Annotated in this window: 21 protein-coding genes, 1 tRNA gene and 5 pseudogenes; 14 read left to right on the forward strand and 13 right to left on the reverse strand. The window is 50.8% G+C overall.

Features of this window, described 5'->3' with window-relative positions; translation table 11 throughout:
- A partial coding sequence (locus tag BGK49_RS19525) for an IS1 family transposase (RefSeq protein ID WP_069375675.1) occupies positions 1-300 on the forward strand: 300 nt, incomplete at its 5' end.
- A 9-nt stretch (positions 301-309) separates the two neighbouring features.
- On the opposite strand, the pseudogene BGK49_RS19530 reads toward BGK49_RS19525, so the two are convergent.
- Positions 310-789, reverse strand: a pseudogene (locus BGK49_RS19530) (MFS transporter); the annotation flags it as partial.
- A gap of 214 nt (positions 790-1,003) precedes the next feature.
- The gene (locus BGK49_RS19535; RefSeq protein WP_000091567.1) at positions 1,004-1,918 is read right to left on the reverse strand and encodes a GntR family transcriptional regulator; all 915 of its coding nucleotides are present in this window, start codon (positions 1,916-1,918) and stop codon (positions 1,004-1,006) included.
- Positions 1,919-2,056: 138 nt separating this feature from the next.
- Here BGK49_RS19535 and lgoD point away from each other — a divergent pair, with 138 nt between their 5' ends.
- Entirely contained in the window at positions 2,057-3,079 is a 1,023-nt protein-coding gene (gene lgoD / locus BGK49_RS19540) for an L-galactonate oxidoreductase (RefSeq protein WP_000106047.1), read from the forward strand.
- Positions 3,080-3,217: 138 nt separating this feature from the next.
- Here lgoD and opgB read toward each other — a convergent pair whose 3' ends face one another.
- From opgB to BGK49_RS19570, 6 genes are all read right to left on the reverse strand, one after another.
- Positions 3,218-5,509: a phosphatidylglycerol--membrane-oligosaccharide glycerophosphotransferase gene (gene opgB, locus BGK49_RS19545; RefSeq protein WP_001292641.1), complete on the reverse strand. Its 2,292-nt coding sequence runs from the start codon at positions 5,507-5,509 to the stop codon at positions 3,218-3,220.
- Positions 5,510-5,762: 253 nt separating this feature from the next.
- The gene (gene yjjA / locus BGK49_RS19550; RefSeq protein WP_077897534.1) at positions 5,763-6,257 is read right to left on the reverse strand and encodes a DUF2501 domain-containing protein YjjA; all 495 of its coding nucleotides are present in this window, start codon (positions 6,255-6,257) and stop codon (positions 5,763-5,765) included.
- Between the two features lie 48 nt (positions 6,258-6,305).
- Entirely contained in the window at positions 6,306-7,043 is a 738-nt protein-coding gene (dnaC, locus tag BGK49_RS19555) for a DNA replication protein DnaC (RefSeq protein ID WP_000799911.1), read from the reverse strand.
- Positions 7,044-7,045: 2 nt separating this feature from the next.
- Positions 7,046-7,585 carry a primosomal protein DnaT gene (gene dnaT / locus BGK49_RS19560; RefSeq protein WP_000098818.1) on the reverse strand — a complete coding sequence of 180 codons (540 nt, stop codon included), beginning with the start codon at positions 7,583-7,585 and terminating at the stop codon, positions 7,046-7,048.
- Positions 7,586-7,692: 107 nt separating this feature from the next.
- The gene (locus BGK49_RS19565; protein WP_000538176.1) at positions 7,693-8,166 is read right to left on the reverse strand and encodes a threonine/serine exporter; all 474 of its coding nucleotides are present in this window, start codon (positions 8,164-8,166) and stop codon (positions 7,693-7,695) included.
- The gene (locus BGK49_RS19570; RefSeq protein WP_001340933.1) at positions 8,157-8,927 is read right to left on the reverse strand and encodes a threonine/serine exporter family protein; all 771 of its coding nucleotides are present in this window, start codon (positions 8,925-8,927) and stop codon (positions 8,157-8,159) included. Before BGK49_RS19570 ends, BGK49_RS19565 begins: the two co-directional genes overlap by 10 nt.
- Before the next feature lie 618 nt (positions 8,928-9,545).
- On the opposite strand from BGK49_RS19570, the gene BGK49_RS19575 reads away from it, so the two are divergent.
- Both BGK49_RS19575 and bglJ read left to right on the forward strand, forming a co-directional pair.
- Positions 9,546-10,271 carry a helix-turn-helix domain-containing protein gene (locus BGK49_RS19575; protein WP_000936632.1) on the forward strand — a complete coding sequence of 242 codons (726 nt, stop codon included), beginning with the start codon at positions 9,546-9,548 and terminating at the stop codon, positions 10,269-10,271.
- Positions 10,229-10,905: pseudogene (gene bglJ / locus BGK49_RS19580) on the forward strand (DNA-binding transcriptional activator BglJ). Before BGK49_RS19575 ends, bglJ begins: the two are co-directional and overlap by 43 nt.
- Before the next feature lie 37 nt (positions 10,906-10,942).
- Here bglJ and fhuF read toward each other — a convergent pair.
- Positions 10,943-11,731 (reverse strand): siderophore-iron reductase FhuF, encoded by a 789-nt coding sequence (gene fhuF / locus BGK49_RS19585; RefSeq protein WP_000331559.1) that lies wholly within the window; start codon positions 11,729-11,731, stop codon positions 10,943-10,945.
- A gap of 140 nt (positions 11,732-11,871) precedes the next feature.
- On the opposite strand from fhuF, the gene BGK49_RS19590 reads away from it, so the two are divergent.
- Positions 11,872-12,108, forward strand: coding sequence for a DUF1435 domain-containing protein (locus tag BGK49_RS19590; protein WP_001403902.1), 237 nt, complete (start codon positions 11,872-11,874; stop codon positions 12,106-12,108).
- 38 nt (positions 12,109-12,146) lie between these two features.
- Here BGK49_RS19590 and BGK49_RS19595 read toward each other — a convergent pair.
- Together BGK49_RS19595 and rsmC are read right to left on the reverse strand one after the other, a co-directional pair.
- Positions 12,147-12,233 (reverse strand) — tRNA-Leu (locus BGK49_RS19595).
- Positions 12,234-12,500: 267 nt separating this feature from the next.
- Positions 12,501-13,532: a 16S rRNA (guanine(1207)-N(2))-methyltransferase RsmC gene (gene rsmC / locus BGK49_RS19600; protein WP_001272343.1), complete on the reverse strand. Its 1,032-nt coding sequence runs from the start codon at positions 13,530-13,532 to the stop codon at positions 12,501-12,503.
- A 102-nt stretch (positions 13,533-13,634) separates the two neighbouring features.
- Between rsmC and holD the strand changes: the two genes are divergently transcribed.
- The 8 genes from holD to BGK49_RS19640 all read left to right on the forward strand — a co-directional run bounded on the left by holD (position 13,635) and on the right by BGK49_RS19640 (position 20,094).
- A complete protein-coding gene (gene holD / locus BGK49_RS19605; RefSeq protein ID WP_000204018.1) occupies positions 13,635-14,048 on the forward strand; it encodes a DNA polymerase III subunit psi in 414 nt (137 codons plus the stop codon).
- Positions 14,017-14,463, forward strand: coding sequence for a ribosomal protein S18-alanine N-acetyltransferase (rimI, locus tag BGK49_RS19610; RefSeq protein WP_001092469.1), 447 nt, complete (start codon positions 14,017-14,019; stop codon positions 14,461-14,463). The genes holD and rimI overlap by 32 nt, the downstream gene beginning before the upstream one ends.
- A 14-nt stretch (positions 14,464-14,477) precedes the next feature.
- On the forward strand, positions 14,478-15,173 hold the full coding sequence (gene yjjG / locus BGK49_RS19615) for a pyrimidine 5'-nucleotidase (RefSeq protein WP_000870696.1): 696 nt from the start codon (positions 14,478-14,480) through the stop codon (positions 15,171-15,173).
- A 72-nt stretch (positions 15,174-15,245) separates the two neighbouring features.
- A complete protein-coding gene (gene prfC / locus BGK49_RS19620) occupies positions 15,246-16,835 on the forward strand; it encodes a peptide chain release factor 3 (RefSeq protein WP_000175943.1) in 1,590 nt (529 codons plus the stop codon).
- Between the two features lie 392 nt (positions 16,836-17,227).
- Positions 17,228-17,833, forward strand: coding sequence for a molecular chaperone OsmY (gene osmY / locus BGK49_RS19625; RefSeq protein ID WP_005025113.1), 606 nt, complete (start codon positions 17,228-17,230; stop codon positions 17,831-17,833).
- A gap of 125 nt (positions 17,834-17,958) precedes the next feature.
- Positions 17,959-18,120, forward strand: a complete 162-nt coding sequence (locus BGK49_RS19630; RefSeq protein ID WP_000490275.1) for a DUF1328 domain-containing protein — start codon at positions 17,959-17,961, stop codon at positions 18,118-18,120.
- A gap of 121 nt (positions 18,121-18,241) precedes the next feature.
- Entirely contained in the window at positions 18,242-19,315 is a 1,074-nt protein-coding gene (locus BGK49_RS19635) for a patatin-like phospholipase family protein (protein WP_005025109.1), read from the forward strand.
- Entirely contained in the window at positions 19,312-20,094 is a 783-nt protein-coding gene (locus tag BGK49_RS19640) for a metal-dependent hydrolase (RefSeq protein ID WP_000563087.1), read from the forward strand. The genes BGK49_RS19635 and BGK49_RS19640 overlap by 4 nt, the downstream gene beginning before the upstream one ends.
- Positions 20,095-20,307: 213 nt before the next feature.
- Here BGK49_RS19640 and BGK49_RS19645 read toward each other — a convergent pair.
- Both BGK49_RS19645 and BGK49_RS19650 read right to left on the reverse strand, forming a co-directional pair.
- Positions 20,308-21,171, reverse strand: a pseudogene (locus BGK49_RS19645) (YjjW family glycine radical enzyme activase).
- Positions 21,143-22,444 (reverse strand): annotated as a pseudogene (locus BGK49_RS19650) (YjjI family glycine radical enzyme); the annotation flags it as partial. The pseudogenes BGK49_RS19645 and BGK49_RS19650, both read right to left, overlap by 29 nt.
- Positions 22,445-22,514: 70 nt before the next feature.
- On the opposite strand from BGK49_RS19650, the pseudogene BGK49_RS19655 reads away from it, so the two are divergent.
- Positions 22,515-22,805: pseudogene (locus tag BGK49_RS19655) on the forward strand (transposase); the annotation flags it as partial.

Consider the following 22,805-nt stretch of genomic DNA (forward strand, 5'->3'; position numbering starts at 1 on the left):
ACGGTTGTGGCGCACGTCTTCGGTGAACGCACTCTGGCCACACTGGAGCGTCTTCTGAGCCTGCTGTCGGCCTTTGAGGTCGTGGTATGGATGACGGATGGCTGGCCGCAGTATGAATCACGCCTGAAGGGAAAGCTGCACGTTATCAGCAAGCGTTACACTCAGCGCATTGAGCGACATAATCTGAATCTGAGACAACATCTGGCAAGGCTGGGACGGAAGTCACTGTCGTTCTCAAAATCAGTGGAGCTGCATGACAAGGTCATCGGGCATTATCTGAACATAAAACACTATCAGTAAGTTGGAGTCATTACCCCAGTCGTTAATGACTTTTACACCGCATGGGTTCATCGGCGCTTCACCAATCCCCATACCGATACGCACCAACACGAACTGCGTAAAGTTGTGCACCATGCCAGACATTGCCTGGAACAGTGACCAGAAGAACATCCCCAGTCCCAGCATCAGGCGTGGGCCTTTACGATCCAATAGTGGGCCGCAAGGAAGTTGCGCAATCCCGTAAGCGAGTGAAAACACGGAGAGCAAAGCGCCGATTTCGGTGGCACTTAATCCCAATTCTTCACGAATCGTTAAATTTGCTACCGACAGCGAACTGCGGTCGAGATAATTGATTACCGCCGCAAAAAATAATAACAACATGGCGGTGGTTTGAATGCGTTTAATTCGGGTACTGCGTTGAACTAATCCATCTGGTGGCACGGGAATATCTGCCGACGAAGATGGAGTAAATGAAGAACGCGGATCGATGGTGATATTTTCTTTTTCCACGCCGGACTCCTGTATTTATAATTTTAATTGTTTACGTAATTGTGCATTACGCAAGGTTGACATTAACGGCAGGTTAAAGTTTTAGGACTTTACTACCGCTCACAAAAACATTTTTAGTCGACTGATTGTGAGCATAGGTAAGCGGGAATTTCCCGGTATTTATCTTTTGATAAAACCGTGCACTCGCTAATAGTTTGCTGTTTTTAATCCGTACTTAATGAGCATAACGCGTGTTCTCATTAATGGATCGAATCATTGATTGTTTAGCTGAATTCAAATGGTTACGGAGCGCAAGGGTGGCATCGAGGTCACTGCGGCAAATCAGAGCGCTGAGAATGGTCATATGCTCATCGACGGCAATGATATTGCGCTGTTTAAGATCGCTTTCGTCCCATTGATAGTGAAAATGAAAGATGACTGAGATGCTCTCAAGCGATTGATCAAAAAAGATATTGTCGGCAGCTGAAAGCAGTAAGGAGTGAAAATCTCTGTCAAGTTGCGAGAACATGCGAAAGCTATTGCCGATGTTGTCACGCAGTAGCCGATGACGTTCGAGCATGGTTTTCGCCTGCAGCCAGCGGGGATCATGATCAGGCAGGTTGAGAAAGTGCTGAAGTGAATGTGTTTCGAGCATTTCGCGTAGCTCAAACAGCTGCTCGGCGTAGGATTGATCGAATTGCTTCATGCTCCACTGGCCGCGCTTTTCGCTTTGAATAAGATTATAACGGCCGAATTTTAAAAGATATTCTCTTACAACCACCGGGCTGACACCCGCGGCCCGAGCCAGTTGCAGTTCAGAAAAAGTTTCCCCTGGGCGTAACTGGCGCTGGTTTATCAGCGTGAAAAAAGCCTGCTCAAACACTTTGTTTTGTTCACTCATTGAAGCGGTAGTACAGGCGAAACCGTCATCGTGGTCAGGTTTACGCGCAATAACATAGTCGTTTCCAACCTGCGTCAAGACGCCGCATTCGCGTAAATGGCTGAGAATATGACGCACTGTGGTGCGGCTGATGTTGTACATTTCCGCCAGCGCACTTTGCGATGGAAGTGGGGAAGGGATATGACCCCGCGCCATATCATCAATGACCTGGTTAATCACATTGTGGCGTAAATTTTGTGAACGACTCATATTTTCCTCCTTGTGAGTCCATTAAAACCCGATTTAAAACATTTTTATGCGTGTGTTTTCACAAAACAGATTTTCCGTTCCGCTGCCATTTTTCATTTTCATTGATATCTAAGGCAACAAAAAATGGAGAGCCGAATCATGTCTACGATGAATGTTTTAATTTGCCAGCAGCCGAAAGAATTAGTCTGGAAACAACGCGAGATACCTATTCCGGGTGACAATGAAGCATTAATAAAAATTAAGTCTGTCGGGATTTGCGGTACAGATATTCATGCCTGGGGTGGAAATCAACCATTTTTTAGTTATCCACGTGTTTTAGGCCATGAAATATGTGGGGAGATTGTTAGGCTGGGTAAAAATATTGCTGATCTTAAAAATGGTCAGCAAGTTGCTGTGATCCCTTATGTTGCCTGTCAGCAATGCCCGGCGTGTAAAAGCGGGCGTACCAATTGCTGTGAAAAAATTTCAGTCATTGGCGTGCATCAGGATGGCGGTTTTAGTGAGTATTTGAGCGTGCCGGTGGCGAACATTTTGCCCGCAGACGGTATTGACCCGCAGGCGGCAGCATTGATTGAACCTTTCGCTATTAGCGCTCATGCGGTGCGTCGCGCAGCCATTGCTCCCGGCGAGCAGGTGCTGGTGGTCGGGGCGGGGCCAATCGGTCTGGGCGCGGCGGCAATCGCTAAAGCCGATGGCGCACAGGTGGTGGTGGCGGATACCAGTCCGGCGCGCCGTGAACATGTGGCAACGCGTCTGGAATTACCTTTACTGGACCCGTCAGCCGAAGATTTTGACGCGCAGCTACGGGCGCAGTTTGGTGGTTCGCTGGCGCAGAAAGTGATCGACGCGACAGGTAATCAACATGCGATGAATAACACCGTGAATTTGATTCGTCACGGCGGCACGGTGGTATTTGTCGGCCTGTTTAAAGGTGAGTTGCAGTTCTCCGATCCGGAATTCCATAAAAAAGAAACGACGATGATGGGTAGCCGCAACGCCACGCCGGAAGATTTTGCTAAAGTCGGTCGACTGATGGCGGAAGGAAAAATCACTGCTGACATGATGTTAACCCATCGCTATCCGTTCGCCACGCTGGCAGAAACCTACGAGCGCGATGTGATTAACAATCGTGAGTTGATTAAGGGTGTAATTACTTTCTGATAAGGCGAGATTATTAAAGTTGCCATGCAGCGTCCGGGGAAGTGTTGGGCGCTGTTTTTTTCTGTTTCTCAATGATGTTTTGTAGGCCGCAGAAGGTGTGTAGGTCGCACCTTATGCGACCTACACATCAGTCAGGAATTATCCTTCACGTTCCACCACTTTAATTTCCACCATGCCGATCCCGAGCTTACGCGGCGAGTGTCCGAGGATATTCCCTTCGTTGGTTGAGACAGGTTCCGGCGGCACAATTACCAGTGTGTCGGCATCGGTTGGGTTATCGAAATGCAGTGTGGTGGTGGTCACTTCATTGCCCAGCACAAGGGTTTGTTCTTCATTACCTACGCGTACCGGAATAGGACGGCTGGCGTTATTGCCGTATGCTTTGGCGGTAATCACCAGGTCAAATTTCTTTGGCAGCGGATGCTTGTACTCGATTTTTACTTCATCGCCCAGCTGCGCGTTGGACCAGCGGCCCCACGACTCTGGACGGGAAATCCCACTAAACTGTTTCACCTCTTCTGGCGCACCGGCGACGTTGAAGATGAAACTGTCGGCTTTGTAGCGAATATCGTTATCAACAATTTTCAGCGTATCGACATTGCCTTTATAACGCGCCATGTCGATGACCGTATCTTTAAATGCCGTTTTGCCCTGCCATGTTGTTTTGTCAACATGCTGAACAATTTGCTGACCGCCAAGCTGCCCTTGCGAGACACACCAGTCGGTGGAGAGTGCCAGTTCCGGAGCCCAGAGTTGTGCCATCTTATAGCAACGGTCAACCCAGACGAAATTGTCGCGTGGAGCGAAATCGGCCAGCTGGAAACGCAGCGGTGCTGAGTATTCGCTTTCCGGCAGCGGTTCCACGCGTTTGTCTGAAACCCGCAACAGCAGCGGCAAACGGAAATGGCTACCCGAGAAGGCAATCATGTTTTTCTGCTGGTCGATGGTGAACTCTTTCATCTCTTTAGGGAATTTCCACAGGCGGATGATATCCGGCTTCCACGCCAATGTTTTCTCTTTGATATTGAGGAAGATTTCCGACATCGACTGCCCGGATAAACTGCTACGACCAAGTCCGAGATAGTTATCGCCACCGAGAATGTCCAGCACCGTCGCGCCGTTATCCATCGTGTTACGCTTCACTGCCAGCGTCTCTTGCTGCGGCTTGTCGCCACGAATGACAAAAAACAGGTTATTGCGATCCTGCTTATTGAGGTATTTCCACGCCGTGTTGTTCATCGCTAAATGGTCAGAAGAGACGACGATGACGGTATCTTTAAACCACGGTGACGCTTTGATTTTGTTGATAAACGCCGCGATATTCTCCTGGCTGCAACTTACCGCGCTGAATGACTGGTTCGGCTTACCGTCAAAATCATATTTTTTGCGGTTACAGGTACGCGAGATAAAACCATCCGGGTGATGGGTATCGACTGTCAGGGTAAACAGTGAGAATCGCTGACCTGAGCGGGAAAGCTCTTCAAACTTTTTCCACGCTTCATCGAGAACGGTATCGTCGTAGAATCCCCAGTCGTTGCGATAGTGCGGGTCGGCCACCACGCTTTTCAGCTCTTCTGAGCCGTATAAGTGGTCGAAGCCATGCGACTTCAGGAACACATCTTTACCGGCAAAACGCAGATTCGCGCCCTGCACGAAATAGTTCTGATAACCCGAGTTTTTCAGGATATCGCCCAGACAGATGTTCTGCGGGAAGAAGCTGGAGACAGAGGCGGAGGCGTTGCCTTCAAAGGGGGCAAACAGCGGTATGCCGCACTGAGAAGCCACCATGCCCGCAATCGTGTAATCCGTTCCTGGTAGCTGCTGCGTGTGGCTGAAATCCAGGCCTTCATTTTTCAACGCGCCCAGTTCAGGCGTGAGATCCGGGAAAGCTTCGTTATCAAAATAGGTCCGCTCGAGACTTTCGCCGTAGATATAAACCAGGTTGAGTTTCGGGTCAGGGATAGTTTTCGACGGCTCTTTATAATAAGCCGCAAAGTCCGGGTCGCCATCGCGTGACTGGGATTTCACCAGTTCCGTTATCTGACGAAATGCCGGGCTGGCGTCCACCGAACCCAGCGCCAGTAAGAGCGCCAGCAGGCTGTAACCAAAATGGTGCGGATGATGGCGACGATGGCGCAGGATCCAGCCCAGCGCACCGAACACCGCTGTCAGCCCCAGCACAATGCCGATACCCGGCAGGATGTATTTGCTGACGCCAGCACCGGTCAGGCTGTTGGTTAAGGTATAGAGAACCGCGTCGTTAATACCATCGCCAGTAAAATAGTCGCTGGCAAACAGGGTGATATTTAAAACGACAAATAGCCCCAGCACCGTTAATGTGGCTGCAAACCACCAGGTGTTACGTCCCGCTTTCCATGCGTAAATCAGCACAGAGGCGAGAAAAAGGGCGAAAGAGAGTAGTTCTGACAACGGGCGATCCTCACTAAACCGGGCCGTTTAGCCAACGTTTAAGCTTTTTGAGAAGAACAATGTAATGGCGTCGCCATATTGCTGCAATTCTAGTGTCAAAAAAATGCGATGTTGTTAGGAATTAGTTTATAAACAGACTTTTTTGATCGCGGTCGCTTCCCGTGTAACAGGGGGAAAACCGTCCAGAAGCAGGGAAAAGGGCAGGAGAGAGCCGCGTCAGCCGGGTAACAGCTAAAACGCGGCGTTTCGCGGTTCAGGAAATGAAGTTCAGCCCCTGCTTTAACACCAGATCGCAGGCTTTGGTTTTCACCTTTTCTGCCAGCGGAGTCGTTCCGATGTTATCCAGATTGAGTTGCTGACCATCTTTGGTTTTCAGCAAACCCTGAATGCCATCCAGATAGTTGGTGTCTTCTTTTTGCTCTTCACTGTTCAGGCCCAGCTTTTCCAGCACCTGGTTCTTGATGTTTTCGGCATCGGTTACCGACGCCAGCTTTTGCTTCGCGCAGTATTGCAGAATGCCTGCGGCGTTGTTCATGTTATCTGCGCTTAAGGCCTGGTTCCCGCTGCTAAGCAAGTTAGTTAATGACGCGAGCGACCAACCGCCTTCCTGTGTCGTGCTGTTTTGGTTGCCAAGTTCGCTGGCGGCGCTGGAGAGCGCATCTTTCCAGGACGCAGCATGCACCCCGGTGGGAATTAATGTGCTGGCGGCAATGGCACAGCACAGAAGATGTTTAACAGTTTTCATCATCATTACTCAAGGTGGAATTGTGTCGCAGTATACCGCCAGAAACGGGGATTAATACTCTTTACCTGTTACCCGGCTACGGTAGCTATCCCAGTTGAAGATCACCCACAAACTGTTACCCAGGCGCATACGGTCCATCACGCGTTCGCCCAGCAACTTGGTCATCTCTTCCATATTACTGTTGGTCAGCATCCCGGTTGGGCGTTTGGAAGAAGAGCGGCGATCGACGATCTGGTTGATGATCACTTTTTCGTATTTCGATTCGGTCTGCACGCCGATCTCATCGATCACCAGCAGATCAACGTTGCTCAGATCGTTAAGCAGTTGTTCTTCACTGGTACCGCTATTCCTGAAGGTATCTTTCATCGCCGACATAATATCGGCCACGGTGATGATCAATACGGATTTACCGCGTAGCAGCAGCTCGTTGCAGATTGCCGCCGCCAGATGGTTTTTGCCGGTTCCTGGCTTACCAGAAAAGATGAAGCTGGCGATGTTGCCGTCAAACTCTTCGACGTACTGGCGCGCTTTGCTTAACGCATTCATCTGCCCTTCACACTCAACGCGATAGTTCTCAAAGGAGCAGTTCTGATGCAGTGGCCGAATACCGGAGCGGTTAAAGGTGCGCTGCATTTTCATCGCCCGATTTTCACGTTCGAGAGCGGCGGAGCGGATCGCTCCTTGTTCTTTCTGCCAGGCCAGTAGTTCTTCACCCGTTTTGAATGCAGGTTTGATATGGGCAGGCATCATTTTTTGCAGGCGTTGCATCAGGTCGCCAACGTTTTTCATCGTTACCCTCTGAATCCTGGTGGAATTTGACTGTCAGGTTCGCTGACCGTATTCACATCTCGTTTCGGCAGTCCGCCGTTGCTGGCACGACCGATTTGCAGGCTGCGCGCCAGTTTTTGTTGCCACTGCACATGGTGAAAGACTTTACCTTCCGCCTGCCAGTAGGCAATGAATGAGGCCAGTTCTTCGGTGGTCACCGGCTCTCTTAGTGCCACACCCCATAGCGCCGCCAGGCGGATAAAATCGGCATCGGGTTGCCAGTCCGGATACATGGCGAATTTCCCCATGGGTACAGCAACGGGAGCGGCTTGCGGTTCCTGATAGAGTTGATCGTCCAGAGCGACATCGCTTCCCGGACGCGCCAGCTTTTCTTCCAGCGCCAGCAGTTCAGCCAGGCGTGCAGGCGTGACGGCATAAAACGCCGGGGCATTGTTAGCAAATACGGCAACCACACCGCCTTCAGCTTTTGCCAGAACGGTTTGGTGATCGTGTACCAGGGCGTCAATACCAACGACGTCCGGGGTCAAAACTCTGGAAGACATACTGTTTCTCAAATATGGAACGATGAACGAGAAGGGAGATAACTTTTATAGTAACACACGGAGGAGAGGAGGCTGTCTCTCATCCGTGTGCTTTAAGCGAGGCAATTTTATACGCGAGGGCGCTTGCGGTACAACCATAATCCAGGAATGGAAAGACCGATGGATAACGCACCAACAATCGATGAAGCTGTAAGAAAGTTGGTTAACAGGGTAATCATCAACGGTTCGCTGTAACCTAACTGGCTGATTTTTACCGCCGAAATCATTGCGGTATAAGCCGATATGCCCGGGAACATAGGGATAACAGCCGCCACGGTAAACACTTTCGGATGCGCCAGATACCAGCGCGACCATTGAATACCAATGGTGCCGACCAGCATGGAGGCCATAAAGGTTGACCACTCAATATTCAGCCCGCTGGTCATTAAGATCATTCGTGAACCATGACCAATCGCGCCAAGCAGCGCACACCAGCGTAATGCCCGAACGGGAACGTTGAACACCATCGCAAAGCCGACCGCTGGAATGGCGGCGAGGATCATATCCTGCGCCAATGCAAACAGAAACTCGATCACACCCATCCGCGTAGCCCCCAAATCGTCAGTGCCATCACCACGCCGACGCAGGTAGCCAGTGTCAGCAGACTGGCGATCGCCCAGCGTGCCAGTCCGGTATTGATGTGGCCTTTAAACATATCGGCGACGGCATTAATCAACGGAAATCCCGGCACCAGCAGCAGAACGCTGGCGGCCATCGCGATAGTGGGTGTATTGCTGAAAGTGGGAAGTTGCAAAAGCAATCCGGAAATGGTGGTGGCGGCGAAAGCGGTGAGGCAAAAGTTGATCTGCGGATGAAGATGACGTTGTGCCAGCAGCTGGCGGATATACATCGCGGCCGTACTGGCAAAGAAGGTGATGACGGCACCATCCCAGCCACCTTTATTGAGTTTGCAGAAACAGGCGCAAGAAAGGCCAACCATTAAGGCTACCAGCCATCTTGGGTAACGTAATGGCTGAATTTGGCTAAATCGTTTCTCTACGCCTTTGTAATCCAGCAGATGGTGCTCCGCCAGAATCACAATGTGCTGGACTTCAGTCACCACATGCATATTAATGCCGCGATCGTGATTTTTACGTGTCGATGTCAGGCATTGCCCATCTTTAATGGTTGTCAGCACTATGGCGTTCGAAGAGATAGAACTTTCGACGCTGTCCATCCCCAACGCCCGACCCAGTCGTGAGGAAAGCTCATCAACCAACGCGCTTTCCGCACCATGTTGCAAAAGAAATAATCCACACTGGATACAAAGCCGTGTTACGGCTCGCTGTTGCTCAGTTTGCATAACTCGCCCTTTGTCATAGACGTGCTGCGTATTGTTCAGATAATGAGAATCCATTTGTATCATGAAGCACGGTTGTTTTGCGGTAGGTTAAGATCAAAATTGCGCTGATTAATCCTGGTTATCGGGACAAGCTCGGTGATAAAAAGCGAATTATCTCTCGCCGCAAACAAACTATCACATGAATATTCTCACTATAATGAATTTATTGTTTGGCCTTTACGAATCAGGATAATAGATAACCGGGCACGTTTTTTAATGTTAACAAGTTAAAACCATCAGATTTCATTGAATAAATATTGGTTGTGTGATTTTTCATTCTGCGGGAAGGGATATCATTTAATTATAAATTAAATGAATGTGATTTCTGTTTTTCATTAAGTATTCCTAACAACTTAATGTAGATATTTTAAATGTCTCCAGGCTATTTCACCAGGTTATCATTTGATGCTAACCTTCTGACACATGCAGTGGAGTTGTTGTGCAGCAGGAGTATGCTGATATGAAAGTGAATGCTAAGGATAATTTATTCGCTTAATCTATTAATTTGCTGGAAACATTTAAGGAATGAATATCCTGAATAAACCATCATGATTTTTAGACAGTGGATGTGGAGGAAATATGTTGCCAGGATGCTGCAAAAATGGAATTGTTATCAGTAAAATACCTGTTATGCAAGCAGGGTTAAAAGAGGTCATGAGGACTCACTTCCCTGAATATGAAATAATATCCAGCGCCTCTGCGGAGGACCTTACCTTATTACAATTACGTCGTTCCGGATTAGTCATTGCTGATTTAGCCGGTGAAAGTGAAGATCCACGTTCTGTTTGTGAACATTATTATTCTTTAATCTCACAATATCGGGAAATTCACTGGGTTTTCATGGTGTCACGCTCCTGGTATTCCCAGGCAGTAGAATTGCTCATGTGCCCTACGGCGACGTTATTGTCTGATGTTGAACCCATTGAGAATCTGGTCAAGACCGTACGTTCCGGCAATACGCACGCAGAGCGTATCAGCGCCATGCTGACCTCTCCGGCAATGAATGAAACTCATGATTTTAGCTATCGCTCCGTCATTCTCACTCTTTCAGAGCGCAAGGTACTGCGGCTATTAGGTAAAGGATGGGGCATCAACCAGATAGTTTCGTTGCTTAAGAAAAGTAATAAAACTATCAGCGCCCAAAAAAACAGTGCGATGCGTCGACTGGCAATTCACAGCAACGCTGAAATGTATGCATGGATAAATAGCGCGCAGGGTGCAAGAGAACTTAACTTGCCTTCTGTTTATGGAGATGCCGCAGAATGGAACACAGCCGAATTAAGAAGAGAAATGTCGCACTCATAGAAAAATGCGTCATGAGCAGTATCGGTATTGAGAGTTTATTCAGAAAGTTTGCGGGTAACCCTTATAAGCTCCATACCTATACCAGTCAGGAGTCATTTCAGGATGCCATGTCGCGGATCTCATTTGCGGCGGTCATTTTTCTTTTTCTGCCATGAGAAGTGAGCGCAGAGAGGGATTATCTTGCCTGACTGAACTGGCGATTAAGTTTCCGCGTACCCGGCGTTTAGTTATTGCGGATGATGATATTGAAGCTCGGCTGATTGGTTCATTGTCGCCATCACCGCTGGACGGTGTATTAAGTAAAGCGTCAACGCTGGAGATTTTTCATCAGGAACTCTTTTTGTCATTAAATGGTGTACGTCAGGCGACCGACCGACTGAACAATCAGTGGTACATTAACCAAAGCCGGACGCTAAGCCCGACGGAGAGAGAAATATTGCGCTTTATGTCGCGTGGCTACTCAATGACACAAATTGCCGAGCAGCTTAAACGCAATATCAAAACGATCCGTGCACATAAATTTAATGTGATGTCGAAACTGGGCGTCAGTTCTGATGCAGGGTTGTTGGAGGCCGCAGATATTCTGTTATGTATGCGGCATTGCGAAGCAAGTAATGTGTTGCATCCCTATTAATCCGCATGATGCCGGGTTTACTTCCCCGGCAGTGCTTTCATTTCAGCGTACAATCGCCACATTGCTGCACATCCGGTAAGCGATAACGCTGGCAGCAGGTTCGGCGCACCAGCAGGCCATCGCGCAGCACGACGGTACGCCAGAGTGGATTATCTTCACCGTTCGTGAGCGTTTTCTCAAAAAAGAGGGCATGGCGCAGCGATTCAACCGTCGCCTCGCCGAGCAGTTGCTTCATCTCAGTGAGATACCAGTTGATCAAATAACCGGTATTACTCCAGATAAGTTTGCCGTTGATCTCTCCGGTCGCTTCTAGTGCCTGCACAACCGGAACCAGCGCCTGGCTGATTAACGTTTCCATTCGCTGCTGCGGCGAATGTGGTGTTGCGTTTTTATCTTCACACACATCGACCCAGAAACAGGCGACGCGTCCGGTTTCGTGAAACTCAGCATGGAAATGTTCCGGCGACACATCTAATGCCTTTTCCTGCGTCAGTAGCGCCAGCATTAATGGTGGCACCATCAGGCCGATATACCATTGTGCCCATAGTGAGATCAGCGGTTTGTTCTCGCGGATCATCGTTGGTTGGTTGCGATAGATATGATCGGAATAGACCGCGAGTAGAGAACTTAGCGCATTCGGTGATGACCATTGCGCCAGCGTCATGGCGTTAAGCGGAGCGGGTTCATCCAGGCGGATAAACTCGAGCAAATGTTCACGATGTTTGGCGATCGTCGCACGTACGGCTTGTGCAAGCCCAGCATCCTGCGGCTGGAGATGCGTTCGCCAGATGATATCTTCATAGAGCGGTGCGGAACGATAGGCCATAATCGGGATAGTAATCTAAATGATAATGATTGCTAATCCTAGCGATAGGTTTACCCGATAGCAAGGGATTTCTCTGGCTTGCAAATGATAAAAATTATCATATGATATTGGTTATCATTATCAATGAAAGAGATGAAACCATGTTGCAACGTACGCTGGGCAGTGGCTGGGGAGTGTTGCTGCCGGGATTGCTGATTGCAGGGCTGATGTATGCGGATTTATCGCCGGATCAGTGGCGGATTGTCATTCTGATGGGATTAGTATTGACGCCGGTGATGCTGTATCACAAACAGTTACGGCATTACGTTTTGCTACCATCGTGCCTGGCGCTTATTGCTGCCATCATGCTGATGATAATGAATTTGAATCAGGGATGAAAAATCAAGGAAGAAACAAGAAAGGAAGTAAAGATAATTGGTGCGAGGGGGGGGACTTGAACCCCCACGTCCGTAAGGACACTAACACCTGAAGCTAGCGCGTCTACCAATTCCGCCACCTTCGCATACCATCAATTCTTAAAAAGAATTGCTACCACGGAGGCGCATTCTAGTGGTTTTCAGCTTTTCGTCAATAGTTAATTATCGCCGGAGGTGTAATTGCTGGAAAAATGTCCATCAGGAAACTAGCGTGCAGGTTTGGTAGGCATGCGGGGGCAGATGCCAGATGCGACGCTGGCGCGTCTTATCTGGCCTACGAAGGGCTAACGTGCAGGTATTGTAGGTCGGATAAGGCGTTTACGCCGCATCCGGCAAGGCTTGCGGCGGGATACTTAACCTTTTTTCGCCTGGCGGGTCATAATGGCGCGATATACCTTGAAACGCCCGGTTTGCGCAATCACTTCATGGAAGCCAAATGTCTCATCCAGCACGTCCGGATAAGGCAGGAAGGCGTTCGCTACAATTCGCAGCTCGCCGCCACTATTAAGATGACGCACCGCGCCGCGAATCAGCGTTTGCGCCGCATTCAGGCTGGTTTGCATCCCATCGTGGAACGGCGGGTTGGAGATGATCATATCAAAACGACCTTTCACCTCGGAAAAGACGTTGCTGGCAAAGACTTCACCTTCAACACAGTTGGCCGCAAGTGTTGCGCGGCTGGCTTCTACCGCTGGCGCAGAGACATCGCACAAGGTGAGACGAATTTTCGGCGAATGGCGCGCAAAGGCAACTGAAAGCACCCCCGCGCCACAGCCGACATCCAGCACTTTACCTTTCGTGTGCGGAGTTAACGTCGAGAGCAGCAACTGGCTACCGACATCCAGACCGTCGCGGCTAAACACGCCAGGCAGCGTTTTGACCGTCAGGCCATCGACGCTGTATTCGCCCCAGAATTTATCGGCATCAAATACCGGCTGTTTTTCCAGACGACCAAAATAGAGGCCACAGCGACGAGCGCTGTCGACTTTATTCAACGGCGCATAATCTGCCAGCATCTGCTCGGCGCTGCGCACGCCGCTGCGGTTCTCGCCAACGACAAAAATATCTGTCCCCACTGGCAGCAGAGAAAGTAAATTCATCAACTGGAACTGGGCTTCCGGTTTGTTCTTCGGCCAGTAGTAAATCAGCGTATCGCAATCTGCGACGTCATCCACCGTGGCGACCAGACTGAAACGGGCGTTATCCCCCATCTGGCGGCTTAATACCTGCCAGTGGTGGAATTGCTGGGTATGAGCACGGCTGGCCGCGGTATCTAAACGCGCGGGCAGGTCATCCTGTAAGTCTCCGGCAAACAGAATACGGCTTTGTTCGAAATCATCACTGTGACGCAGCAAGACTTCACTTGCCGGGGTAAATGCAGACATGGAATGCTCCTCAATTGATACTGGCGGCGATTATAGCCATATGTTGGCGCGGTATCGACGAATTTGCTATATTTGCGCCCCTGACAACAGGAGCGATTCGCTATGACATCCCGACGAGACTGGCAGTTACAGCAACTGGGCATTACCCAGTGGTCGCTGCGTCGCCCTGGCGCGTTGCAGGGGGAGATTGCCATTGCGATCCCGGCACACGTCCGTCTGGTGATGGTGGCAAACGATCTTCCCGCCCTGACCGATCCTTTAGTGAGCGATGTTCTGCGCGCATTAACCGTCAGCCCCGATCAAGTGCTGCAACTGACGCCAGAAAAAATCGCGATGCTGCCGCAAGGCAGTCGCTGCAACAGCTGGCGGTTGGGTACTGACGAACCGCTATCACTGGAAGGCGCTCAGGTGGCATCACCGGCGCTCACCGAATTACGGGCAAACCCAACGGCACGCGCCGCGTTATGGCAACAGATTTGCACATATGAACACGATTTCTTCCCTCGAAACGACTGATTTACCAGCGGCTTACCACATTGAACAACGCGCCCACGCCTTTCCGTGGAGTGAAAAAACCTTTGCCAGCAACCAGGGCGAGCGTTATCTCAACTTTCAGTTAACGCAAAACGGCAAAATGGCGGCGTTTGCGATTACGCAAGTGGTGCTGGATGAAGCTACATTGTTCAATATTGTGGTCGATCCTGACTATCAGCGTCAGGGATTGGGAAGGGTGCTGCTGAAACATCTGATCGACGAACTGGAAAAACGCGGCGTGGCGACACTATGGCTGGAAGTCCGTGCTTCAAACGCTGCCGCCATTGCCCTGTACGAAAGTTTAGGCTTTAACGAGGCGACGATTCGCCGCAATTACTACCCCACCACGGACGGTCGCGAAGACGCCATCATCATGGCGTTGCCAATCAGTATGTAAGACAAGGTGGAATAATGAAGTGGGACTGGATTTTCTTTGATGCCGATGAAACGCTGTTTACCTTTGACTCATTCACCGGCCTGCAGCGGATGTTTCTTGATTACAGCGTCACCTTTACCGCTGAAGATTTTCAGGACTATCAGGCCGTTAACAAGCCACTGTGGGTGGATTATCAAAACGGCGCGATCACTTCATTACAGCTTCAGCACGGGCGTTTCGAGAGCTGGGCCGAACGGCTGAAAGTTGAAGCAGGCTTGCTTAACGATGCCTTTATTAATGCGATGGCGGAAATCTGCACGCCGCTGCCGGGCGCGGTTTCTCTGCTTAACGCCATTCGTGGCAACGCTAAAATCGGCATCATCACCAACGGTTTTAGCGCCTTGCAGCAAGTGCGTCTGGAACGGACGGGCCTGCGTGATTACTTTGATTTGCTGGTGATTTCCGAAGAAGTTGGCATTGCCAAACCGAATAAGAAAATTTTCGATTATGCGCTGGAACTGGCGGGCAATCCTGACCGTTCACGCGTGCTGATGGTTGGCGACACAGCCGAGTCCGATATTCTCGGTGGCATCAACGCCGGGCTTGCGACTTGCTGGCTGAATGCGCACCATCGCGAGCAACCAGAAGGCATCGCGCCCACCTGGACCGTTTCATCGTTGCACGAACTGGAGCAGCTCCTGTGTAAACACAGATTGCCTCCCCCCCGTTGATGGGTAAAATAGCCGCAATTTTTCGTTTTCAACAAGCGCGGCGCGATGCCGCTTACTCAAGAAGAAAGAATTATGACGTTGTCTCCTTATTTGCAAGAGGTGGCGAAGCGCCGCACTTTTGCCATTATTTCTCACCCGGACGCCGGTAAAACTACCATCACCGAGAAGGTGCTGCTGTTCGGACAGGCCATTCAGACCGCTGGTACAGTAAAAGGCCGTGGTTCCAACCAGCACGCTAAGTCGGACTGGATGGAGATGGAAAAGCAGCGTGGGATCTCCATTACTACGTCTGTGATGCAGTTTCCGTATCACGATTGCCTGGTTAACCTGCTAGACACCCCGGGGCACGAAGACTTCTCGGAAGATACCTATCGTACCCTGACAGCGGTGGACTGCTGCCTGATGGTTATCGACGCTGCAAAAGGTGTTGAAGATCGTACCCGTAAGCTGATGGAAGTTACCCGTCTGCGCGACACGCCGATCCTCACCTTTATGAACAAACTTGACCGTGATATCCGCGACCCGATGGAACTGCTCGATGAAGTTGAGAACGAGCTGAAAATCGGCTGCGCACCGATCACCTGGCCGATTGGCTGCGGCAAGCTGTTTAAAGGCGTTTACCACCTTTATAAAGACGAAACCTATCTTTATCAGAGCGGTAAAGGCCACACGATTCAGGAAGTCCGTATTGTTAAAGGGCTGAATAACCCGGATCTCGACGCTGCGGTTGGTGAAGATCTGGCACAGCAGCTACGTGACGAACTGGAACTGGTGAAAGGCGCGTCTAACGAGTTCGACAAAGAACTGTTCCTTGCGGGCGAAATCACTCCGGTATTCTTCGGTACTGCGCTGGGTAACTTCGGCGTTGATCATATGCTGGATGGCCTGGTGGAGTGGGCCCCTGCGCCGATGCCGCGTCAGACTGATACCCGTACCGTAGAGGCGAGCGAAGACAAATTTACCGGCTTCGTATTTAAAATTCAGGCCAATATGGACCCGAAACATCGCGACCGCGTGGCGTTTATGCGCGTAGTATCCGGTAAATATGAAAAAGGCATGAAGCTGCGCCAGGTGCGTACTGCGAAAGATGTGGTTATCTCCGACGCGCTGACCTTTATGGCGGGCGACCGTTCGCACGTTGAAGAAGCGTATCCGGGCGATATCCTCGGCCTGCACAACCACGGCACTATTCAGATCGGCGACACCTTTACCCAGGGTGAGATGATGAAGTTCACCGGTATTCCGAACTTCGCACCAGAACTGTTCCGTCGTATCCGCCTGAAAGATCCGCTGAAGCAAAAACAGCTGCTCAAAGGGCTGGTACAGCTTTCCGAAGAGGGCGCGGTGCAGGTGTTCCGTCCGATCTCCAACAACGATTTGATCGTTGGTGCTGTTGGTGTGCTGCAGTTTGATGTGGTGGTATCGCGCCTGAAGAGCGAATACAACGTTGAAGCAGTATATGAATCAGTCAACGTTGCCACTGCCCGCTGGGTAGAATGTGCGGACGCGAAGAAATTCGAAGAGTTCAAGCGTAAGAACGAAAGCCAACTGGCGCTTGATGGCGGCGATAACCTCGCTTACATCGCTACCAGCATGGTCAACCTGCGCCTGGCGCAGGAACGTTATCCCGACGTTCAGTTCCACCAGACCCGCGAGCATTAATTCTTGCCTCCAGGGCGCGGTAGCCGCTGCGCCCTGTCAATTTCCCTTCCTTATTAGCCGCTTACGGAATGTTCTTAAAACATTCACTTTTGCTTATGTTTTCGCTGATATCACGAGCGGTTTCAAAATTGTGATCTATATTTAACAAAGTAATGACATTTCTGACGGCGTTAAATACCGTTCAATGCGTAGATATCAGTATCTAAAGCCGTCGATTGTCATTCTACCGATATTAATAACTGATTTAGAGGCTGTAATGGTCGTTATTCATCACCCATCGCTTTTGTGATGGCGACCATTGACTTCTGTAGAGGGTGAAGTCTCTCCCTATTCAGCAATGCAACCTCGTGTTGCCAGGCTCAAATTACGAGCAAACATACAGGAATAAATCGATGACTATGACAAGACTGAAGATTTCGAAAACTCTGCTGGCTGTAATGTTGACCTCTGCCGTCGCGACCGGCTCTGCCTACGCGGAAAACAACGCACAGACTACCAATGAAAGCGCAGGGCAAAAAGTCGATAGCTCTATGAATAAAGTCGGTAATTTCATGGATGACAGCGCCATCACCGCGAAAGTGAAGGCGGCGCTGGTGGATCATGACAACATCAAGAGCACCGATATCTCTGTCAAAACCGAGCAAAAAGTCGTGACCCTGAGCGGTTTCGTTGAAAGCCAGGCTCAGGCCGAAGAGGCAGTGAAAGTGGCGAAAGGCGTTGAAGGGGTGACCTCTGTCAGCGACAAACTGCACGTTCGCGACGCTAAAGAAGGCTCGGTGAAGGGCTACGCGGGTGACACCGCCACCACCAGTGAAATCAAAGCCAAACTGCTGGCGGACGATATCGTCCCTTCCCGTCATGTGAAAGTTGAAACCACCGACGGCGTGGTTCAGCTCTCCGGTACCGTAGATTCTCAGGCACAAAGTGACCGTGCTGAAAGTATCGCCAAAGCGGTAGATGGTGTGAAAAGCGTTAAAAATGATCTGAAAACTAAGTAATTCGTCGTAATTCGTCCTCCCGAACTTTGTCGGGAGCGCGATGTGCACCACACTAAAAATATCGCATTGAGTGATTTTCACGCTCATATCAAGCGGTGACATTAACTATGGTAAAGGAGACGCTTATGTTTCGTTGGGGCATCATATTTCTGGTTATCGCGTTAATCGCCGCCGCACTTGGGTTTGGTGGTTTGGCCGGTACCGCTGCAGGCGCAGCTAAAATTGTCTTTGTCGTCGGGATTATTCTGTTCCTGGTGAGTTTGTTCATGGGCCGAAAACGACCCTAGATTTCAGACCATTAAGAAAATTTTATCCAAAGCCAGTCCAGCGGACTGGCTTTTGCGGTTTTAGCGAATAATAAATTGCGTTACTTTGTCATTCTTTCACAACAAAAACAGGAAGGCAGAGGTGGGGCAGCGAATACCTGTAACGCTTGGTAATATTGCGCCGTTGTCGCTAAGGCCGTTCCAGCCTGGACGAATAGCTCTGGTGTGCGAAGGCGGCGGACAGCGTGGAATTTTCACGGCTGGCGTGCTGGATGAGTTTATGCGCGCGCAGTTTAATCCTTTCGATCTTTATCTCGGCACATCTGCCGGGGCGCAGAACCTCTCGGCGTTTATCTGCAATCAGCCCGGTTACGCGCGCAAAGTCATCATGCGCTATACCACAAAACGCGAATTTTTCGATCCATTGCGCTTTGTCCGTGGAGGAAATCTTATCGATCTCGACTGGCTGGTGGAGGCCACCGCAAGCCAGATGCCGTTGCAAATGGATACCGCCGCGCGGTTGTTTGACAGCGGCAAATCGTTTTATATGTGCGCCTGTCGTCAGGATGACTACGCGCCTAATTACTTTTTACCAACCAAACAAAACTGGCTGGATGTGATTCGCGCCTCCAGTGCGATACCTGGCTTTTATCGTAGCGGAGTGTCGCTGGAAGGCATTAACTACCTGGATGGCGGGATCAGTGATGCGATTCCGGTTAAAGAGGCGGCAAGGCAGGGCGCTAAAACGTTGGTCGTCATTCGCACTGTGCCGTCACAAATGTACTACACGCCGCAGTGGTTCAAACGCATGGAACGCTGGCTGGGTGACAGTAGCCTGCAGCCGCTGGTCAATCTGGTGCAGCATCATGAAACCAGCTATCGTGACATTCAGCAATTTATTGAGAAACCACCGGGCAATCTGCGGATATTCGAAATTTATCCGCCGAAGCCATTACATAGTATCGCGCTTGGCAGTCGGATTCCGGCGCTGCGTGAAGACTATAAACTTGGGCGTTTATGCGGTCGTTATTTCCTCGCCACGGTTGGCAAGCTATTAACTGAAAAAGCGCCGCTTACCCGCCATCTGGTGCCAGTGGTGACGCCGGAATCGATCGTTATTCCGCCTGCGCCAGTCGCCAACGATACGCTGGTTGCCGAAGTGATTGACGCTCCGCAGGCGAACGACCCGACATTTAACAATGAGGATCTGGCTTGATTTGCCGTTTTATCGACACCCACTGCCATTTTGATTTCCCGCCGTTTAGTGGCGATGAAGAGGCCAGCCTGCAACGCGTGGCACAAGCGGGCGTAGGCAAGATCATTGTTCCGGCGACAGAGGCGGAAAATTTTGCCCGTGTGCAGGCGTTAGCGGAAAAATATCAACCGCTGTATGCCGCATTGGGCTTGCATCCAGGTATGTTGGAAAAACATAGCGATGTGTCTCTTGAGCAGCTACAGCAGGCGCTGGAAAGGCGTCCGGCGAAGGTGGTGGCAGTGGGGGAGGTCGGTCTGGATCTCTTCGGCGACGATCCGCAACTTGAGAGGCAGCAGTGGTTACTCGACGAACAGCTGAAACTGGCGAAACGCTACGATCTGCCGGTGATCCTGCATTCACGGCGCACACACGACAAACTGGCGATGCATCTTAAACGACACGATTTATCGCGCACTGGCGTGGTTCACGGTTTTTCCGGCAGCCTGCAACAGGCCGAGCGGTTTGTACAGCTGGGCTACAAAATCGGCGTAGGCGGTACTATCACCTATCCACGCGCCAGTAAAACCCGCGATGTCATCGCAAAATTACCGCTGGCATCGTTGTTGCTGGAAACCGACGCGCCGGATATGCCGCTCAACGGCTTTCAGGGGCAGCCTAACCGACCGGAACAGGCTGTGCGGGTGTTTGACGTGCTTTGCGAGTTGCGCCCGGAACCAGAAGATGAGATTGCCGAAGTGTTGCTTAATAATACGTATGCGTTGTTTAGCGTTAGTGGGTAGTTTACCCTTCGTAGGCAGCATCCGGCAGTCGGCGCATAATGCCTGATGCGACGCTTGTCGCGTCTTATCATGCCTACAGGTTTGTGCCGAACCATAGGCCGGATAAGGCGTTCACGCCGCATCCGGCAGTTGGCGCACAATGCCTGATGCGACGCTTGTCGCGTCTTATCATGCCTACAAGTCTATGCCGAACCGTAGGCCGTATCCGGCATGTCACAAATAGAGCGCCGGAAATATCAACCGGCTCACCCCGCGCACCTTTAACGCATCAGCCAACGGCTCAACGTCTTCCGGCGTGGCGCTCGCCCAGCTTTGCGCCTCGCCATACACGCCGTGGGCATGAAACGCATTCAGGCGAACCGGAACATCGCCAAGTCTCTTGATAAACGTCGCCAGCTCATCGATGTGATGCAAATAATCCACCTGGTCTGGAATTACCAGCAAACGCAGTTCTGCCAGCTTGCCGCGCTCTGCAAGCAAACAGATGCTGCGCTTAATCTGCTGATTATCGCGTCCGGTTAAGTGTTGATGACATTCGCTCCCCCACGCTTTGAGATCGAGCATTGCGCCGTCACACACCGGGAGTAATTTTTCCCAGCCGGTTTCGCTCAACATGCCGTTACTGTCCACCAGGCAGGTGAGGTGGCGCAGTTGCGGATCGTTTTTGATAGCAGTAAACAGCGCCACTACAAACGGCAGTTGGGTCGTGGCTTCGCCGCCGCTTACCGTTATCCCTTCAATAAACAGCACCGCTTTGCGGACATGGCTAAGCACTTCGTCCACGCTCATGGATTGCGCCATTGGCGTGGCATGTTGCGGACACATCTTCAGGCAGGTATCACACTGCTCGCAGACCACAGCGTTCCACAGCACTTTGCCGTCAACAATCTGCAACGCCTGATGCGGACACTGTGGCACGCACTCTCCGCAATCATTGCAGCGTTCCATCGTCCACGGATTGTGACAGTTTTTTCAGCGCAGATTGCAGCCCTGCAGAAACAGAGCCAGACGACTGCCTGGCCCGTCAACGCAGGAGAAGGGGATAATCTTACTGACTAAAGCGCATCTGCTGTTCATGGCTTATCACGCGCGGCTGGCGTTCCAGAATACGAGTGTTGCGTGTGGCTTCTTCGCCCAGCCAGGTGGTGTTGGTGCGTGAACCTTCGGCGCGATATTTTTCTAAATCCGGCAAACGCACCATATAACCGGTAACGCGAACCAGATCGTTACCGCTGACATTGGCGGTAAATTCACGCATTCCGGCTTTAAAGGCACCGAGGCAAAGCTGTACCAGCGCCTGCGGATTACGTTTGATGGTTTCGTCGAGCGTCAGAATGTCGCTGATGCCGGAATAATAATAAGCATGATGCGGGGCGACAGTTTGCAGATGGATGATCGGATCTGGCTCATCGCCATACGGCAAACGCGCGCCCGGCGTGGTGCCGATATCGGAACTGATCCCCGACTGTGCGTGTAACATGGCGCGTTTTTGCCAGCCATATTTCACGGGGGTATTGGCGACAAACTCCGCCAGTTGCGCGCTGATGCGATAACCCACTTCATTTGCGGCGGCTTCTTTACCGTAGCGCGCGGCAATCCCTTCTTTCTCACACAGCAAGTTAACCGCTTCCGCCAGCCCATACATGCCAAACATTGGCACAAAACGTTCAGGGTTAATCAGCCCTTCTTTCACCAGGAAGCTATTCTCAAAGAAGTGTGATTGTTGATAGAGGAATTCACACCGCGCATCGATGATGGCGATCTGCTGCGGGCAGTAGTGCGGTAGAGTGCGCGTAAAGAAGTCATCCAGCGATTCGCTGCGCTCGGCAATGGCTTTCAGGTTAAGGCGTACCAGCGTGCTGCCACCACCCGCCAGCGGCAGTGAGTTGTAACAGCTCACAATCCCGTAGCCCCCTTTTGTGAAAATTTTATCATGCACCGGACCGTTGGCGATGTGCGGTTTGCTACATTCACAGATGTTCTTCGCCACTTCCAGCAGCAGGTCATCAGGGGTGATTTCAGGATCGTAGATAAAGGTCAGGTTCGGTGAAACCTGCTTCAACTCTGCGTCTGCACGTAAGATCGCGCGGGTAATGGGCGAATCAGACGGGCCGATATTGGCGTGCATAAAGGCGCCTGGCAGGGTTCTGTCGAGGTAACGCCAGAAACGTTTTATTCGAACATCGATCTCGTCTTGTGTTAGAAGTCTAACATACGGTTGCAACAACGCATCCAGTTGCCCCAGGTAGACCGGCATCGATGTGACCGACGGTACGTGGTGGTAAAGAATGGTCAGCAGAGAGAGTGCGTCATCAAGATCTTTCGCGCCTTCCAGCTCCAGCCATTCGTGAAGTGGCACACTGAATTTGGCCACCTGAACAGAGGTGATATGCTCACCTCAGAACAACACAGGTGCTCCAATGAAAAAAAGAAATTTTAGCGCAGAGTTTAAACGCGAATCCGCTCAACTGGTTGTTGACCAGAAATACACGGTGGCAGATGCCGCCAAAGCTATGGATGTTGGCCTTTCCACAATGACAAGATGGGTCAAACAACTGCGTGATGAGCGTCAGGGCAAAACACCAAAAGCCTCTCCGATAACACCAGAACAAATCGAAATACGTAAGCTGAGGAAAAAGCTACAACGCATTGAAATGGAGAATGAAATATTAAAAAAGGCTACCGCGCTCTTGATGTCAGACTCCCTGAAC

The organism is Shigella sp. FC1544, assembly GCF_001722145.1.
Lineage (GTDB): Bacteria > Pseudomonadota > Gammaproteobacteria > Enterobacterales > Enterobacteriaceae > Escherichia > Escherichia coli.

Bases quoted from the DNA above. Each gene is read 5' to 3' on its own strand.
- BGK49_RS19535 (WP_000091567.1), bottom strand. From the start codon at position 1,918: ATGAGTCGTTCACAAAATTTACGCCACAATGTGATTAACCAGGTCATT.
- lgoD (WP_000106047.1), top strand. From the start codon at position 2,057: ATGTCTACGATGAATGTTTTAATTTGCCAGCAGCCGAAAGAATTAGTC.
- yjjA (WP_077897534.1), bottom strand. From the start codon at position 6,257: ATGATGAAAACTGTTAAACATCTTCTGTGCTGTGCCATTGCCGCCAGC.
- dnaC (WP_000799911.1), bottom strand. From the start codon at position 7,043: ATGAAAAACGTTGGCGACCTGATGCAACGCCTGCAAAAAATGATGCCT.
- dnaT (WP_000098818.1), bottom strand. From the start codon at position 7,585: ATGTCTTCCAGAGTTTTGACCCCGGACGTCGTTGGTATTGACGCCCTG.
- BGK49_RS19565 (WP_000538176.1), bottom strand. From the start codon at position 8,166: ATGGGTGTGATCGAGTTTCTGTTTGCATTGGCGCAGGATATGATCCTC.
- BGK49_RS19570 (WP_001340933.1), bottom strand. From the start codon at position 8,927: ATGCAAACTGAGCAACAGCGAGCCGTAACACGGCTTTGTATCCAGTGT.
- BGK49_RS19575 (WP_000936632.1), top strand. From the start codon at position 9,546: ATGTTGCCAGGATGCTGCAAAAATGGAATTGTTATCAGTAAAATACCT.
- fhuF (WP_000331559.1), bottom strand. From the start codon at position 11,731: ATGGCCTATCGTTCCGCACCGCTCTATGAAGATATCATCTGGCGAACG.
- BGK49_RS19590 (WP_001403902.1), top strand. From the start codon at position 11,872: ATGTTGCAACGTACGCTGGGCAGTGGCTGGGGAGTGTTGCTGCCGGGA.
- rsmC (WP_001272343.1), bottom strand. From the start codon at position 13,532: ATGTCTGCATTTACCCCGGCAAGTGAAGTCTTGCTGCGTCACAGTGAT.
- holD (WP_000204018.1), top strand. From the start codon at position 13,635: ATGACATCCCGACGAGACTGGCAGTTACAGCAACTGGGCATTACCCAG.
- rimI (WP_001092469.1), top strand. From the start codon at position 14,017: ATGAACACGATTTCTTCCCTCGAAACGACTGATTTACCAGCGGCTTAC.
- yjjG (WP_000870696.1), top strand. From the start codon at position 14,478: ATGAAGTGGGACTGGATTTTCTTTGATGCCGATGAAACGCTGTTTACC.
- prfC (WP_000175943.1), top strand. From the start codon at position 15,246: ATGACGTTGTCTCCTTATTTGCAAGAGGTGGCGAAGCGCCGCACTTTT.
- osmY (WP_005025113.1), top strand. From the start codon at position 17,228: ATGACTATGACAAGACTGAAGATTTCGAAAACTCTGCTGGCTGTAATG.
- BGK49_RS19630 (WP_000490275.1), top strand. From the start codon at position 17,959: ATGTTTCGTTGGGGCATCATATTTCTGGTTATCGCGTTAATCGCCGCC.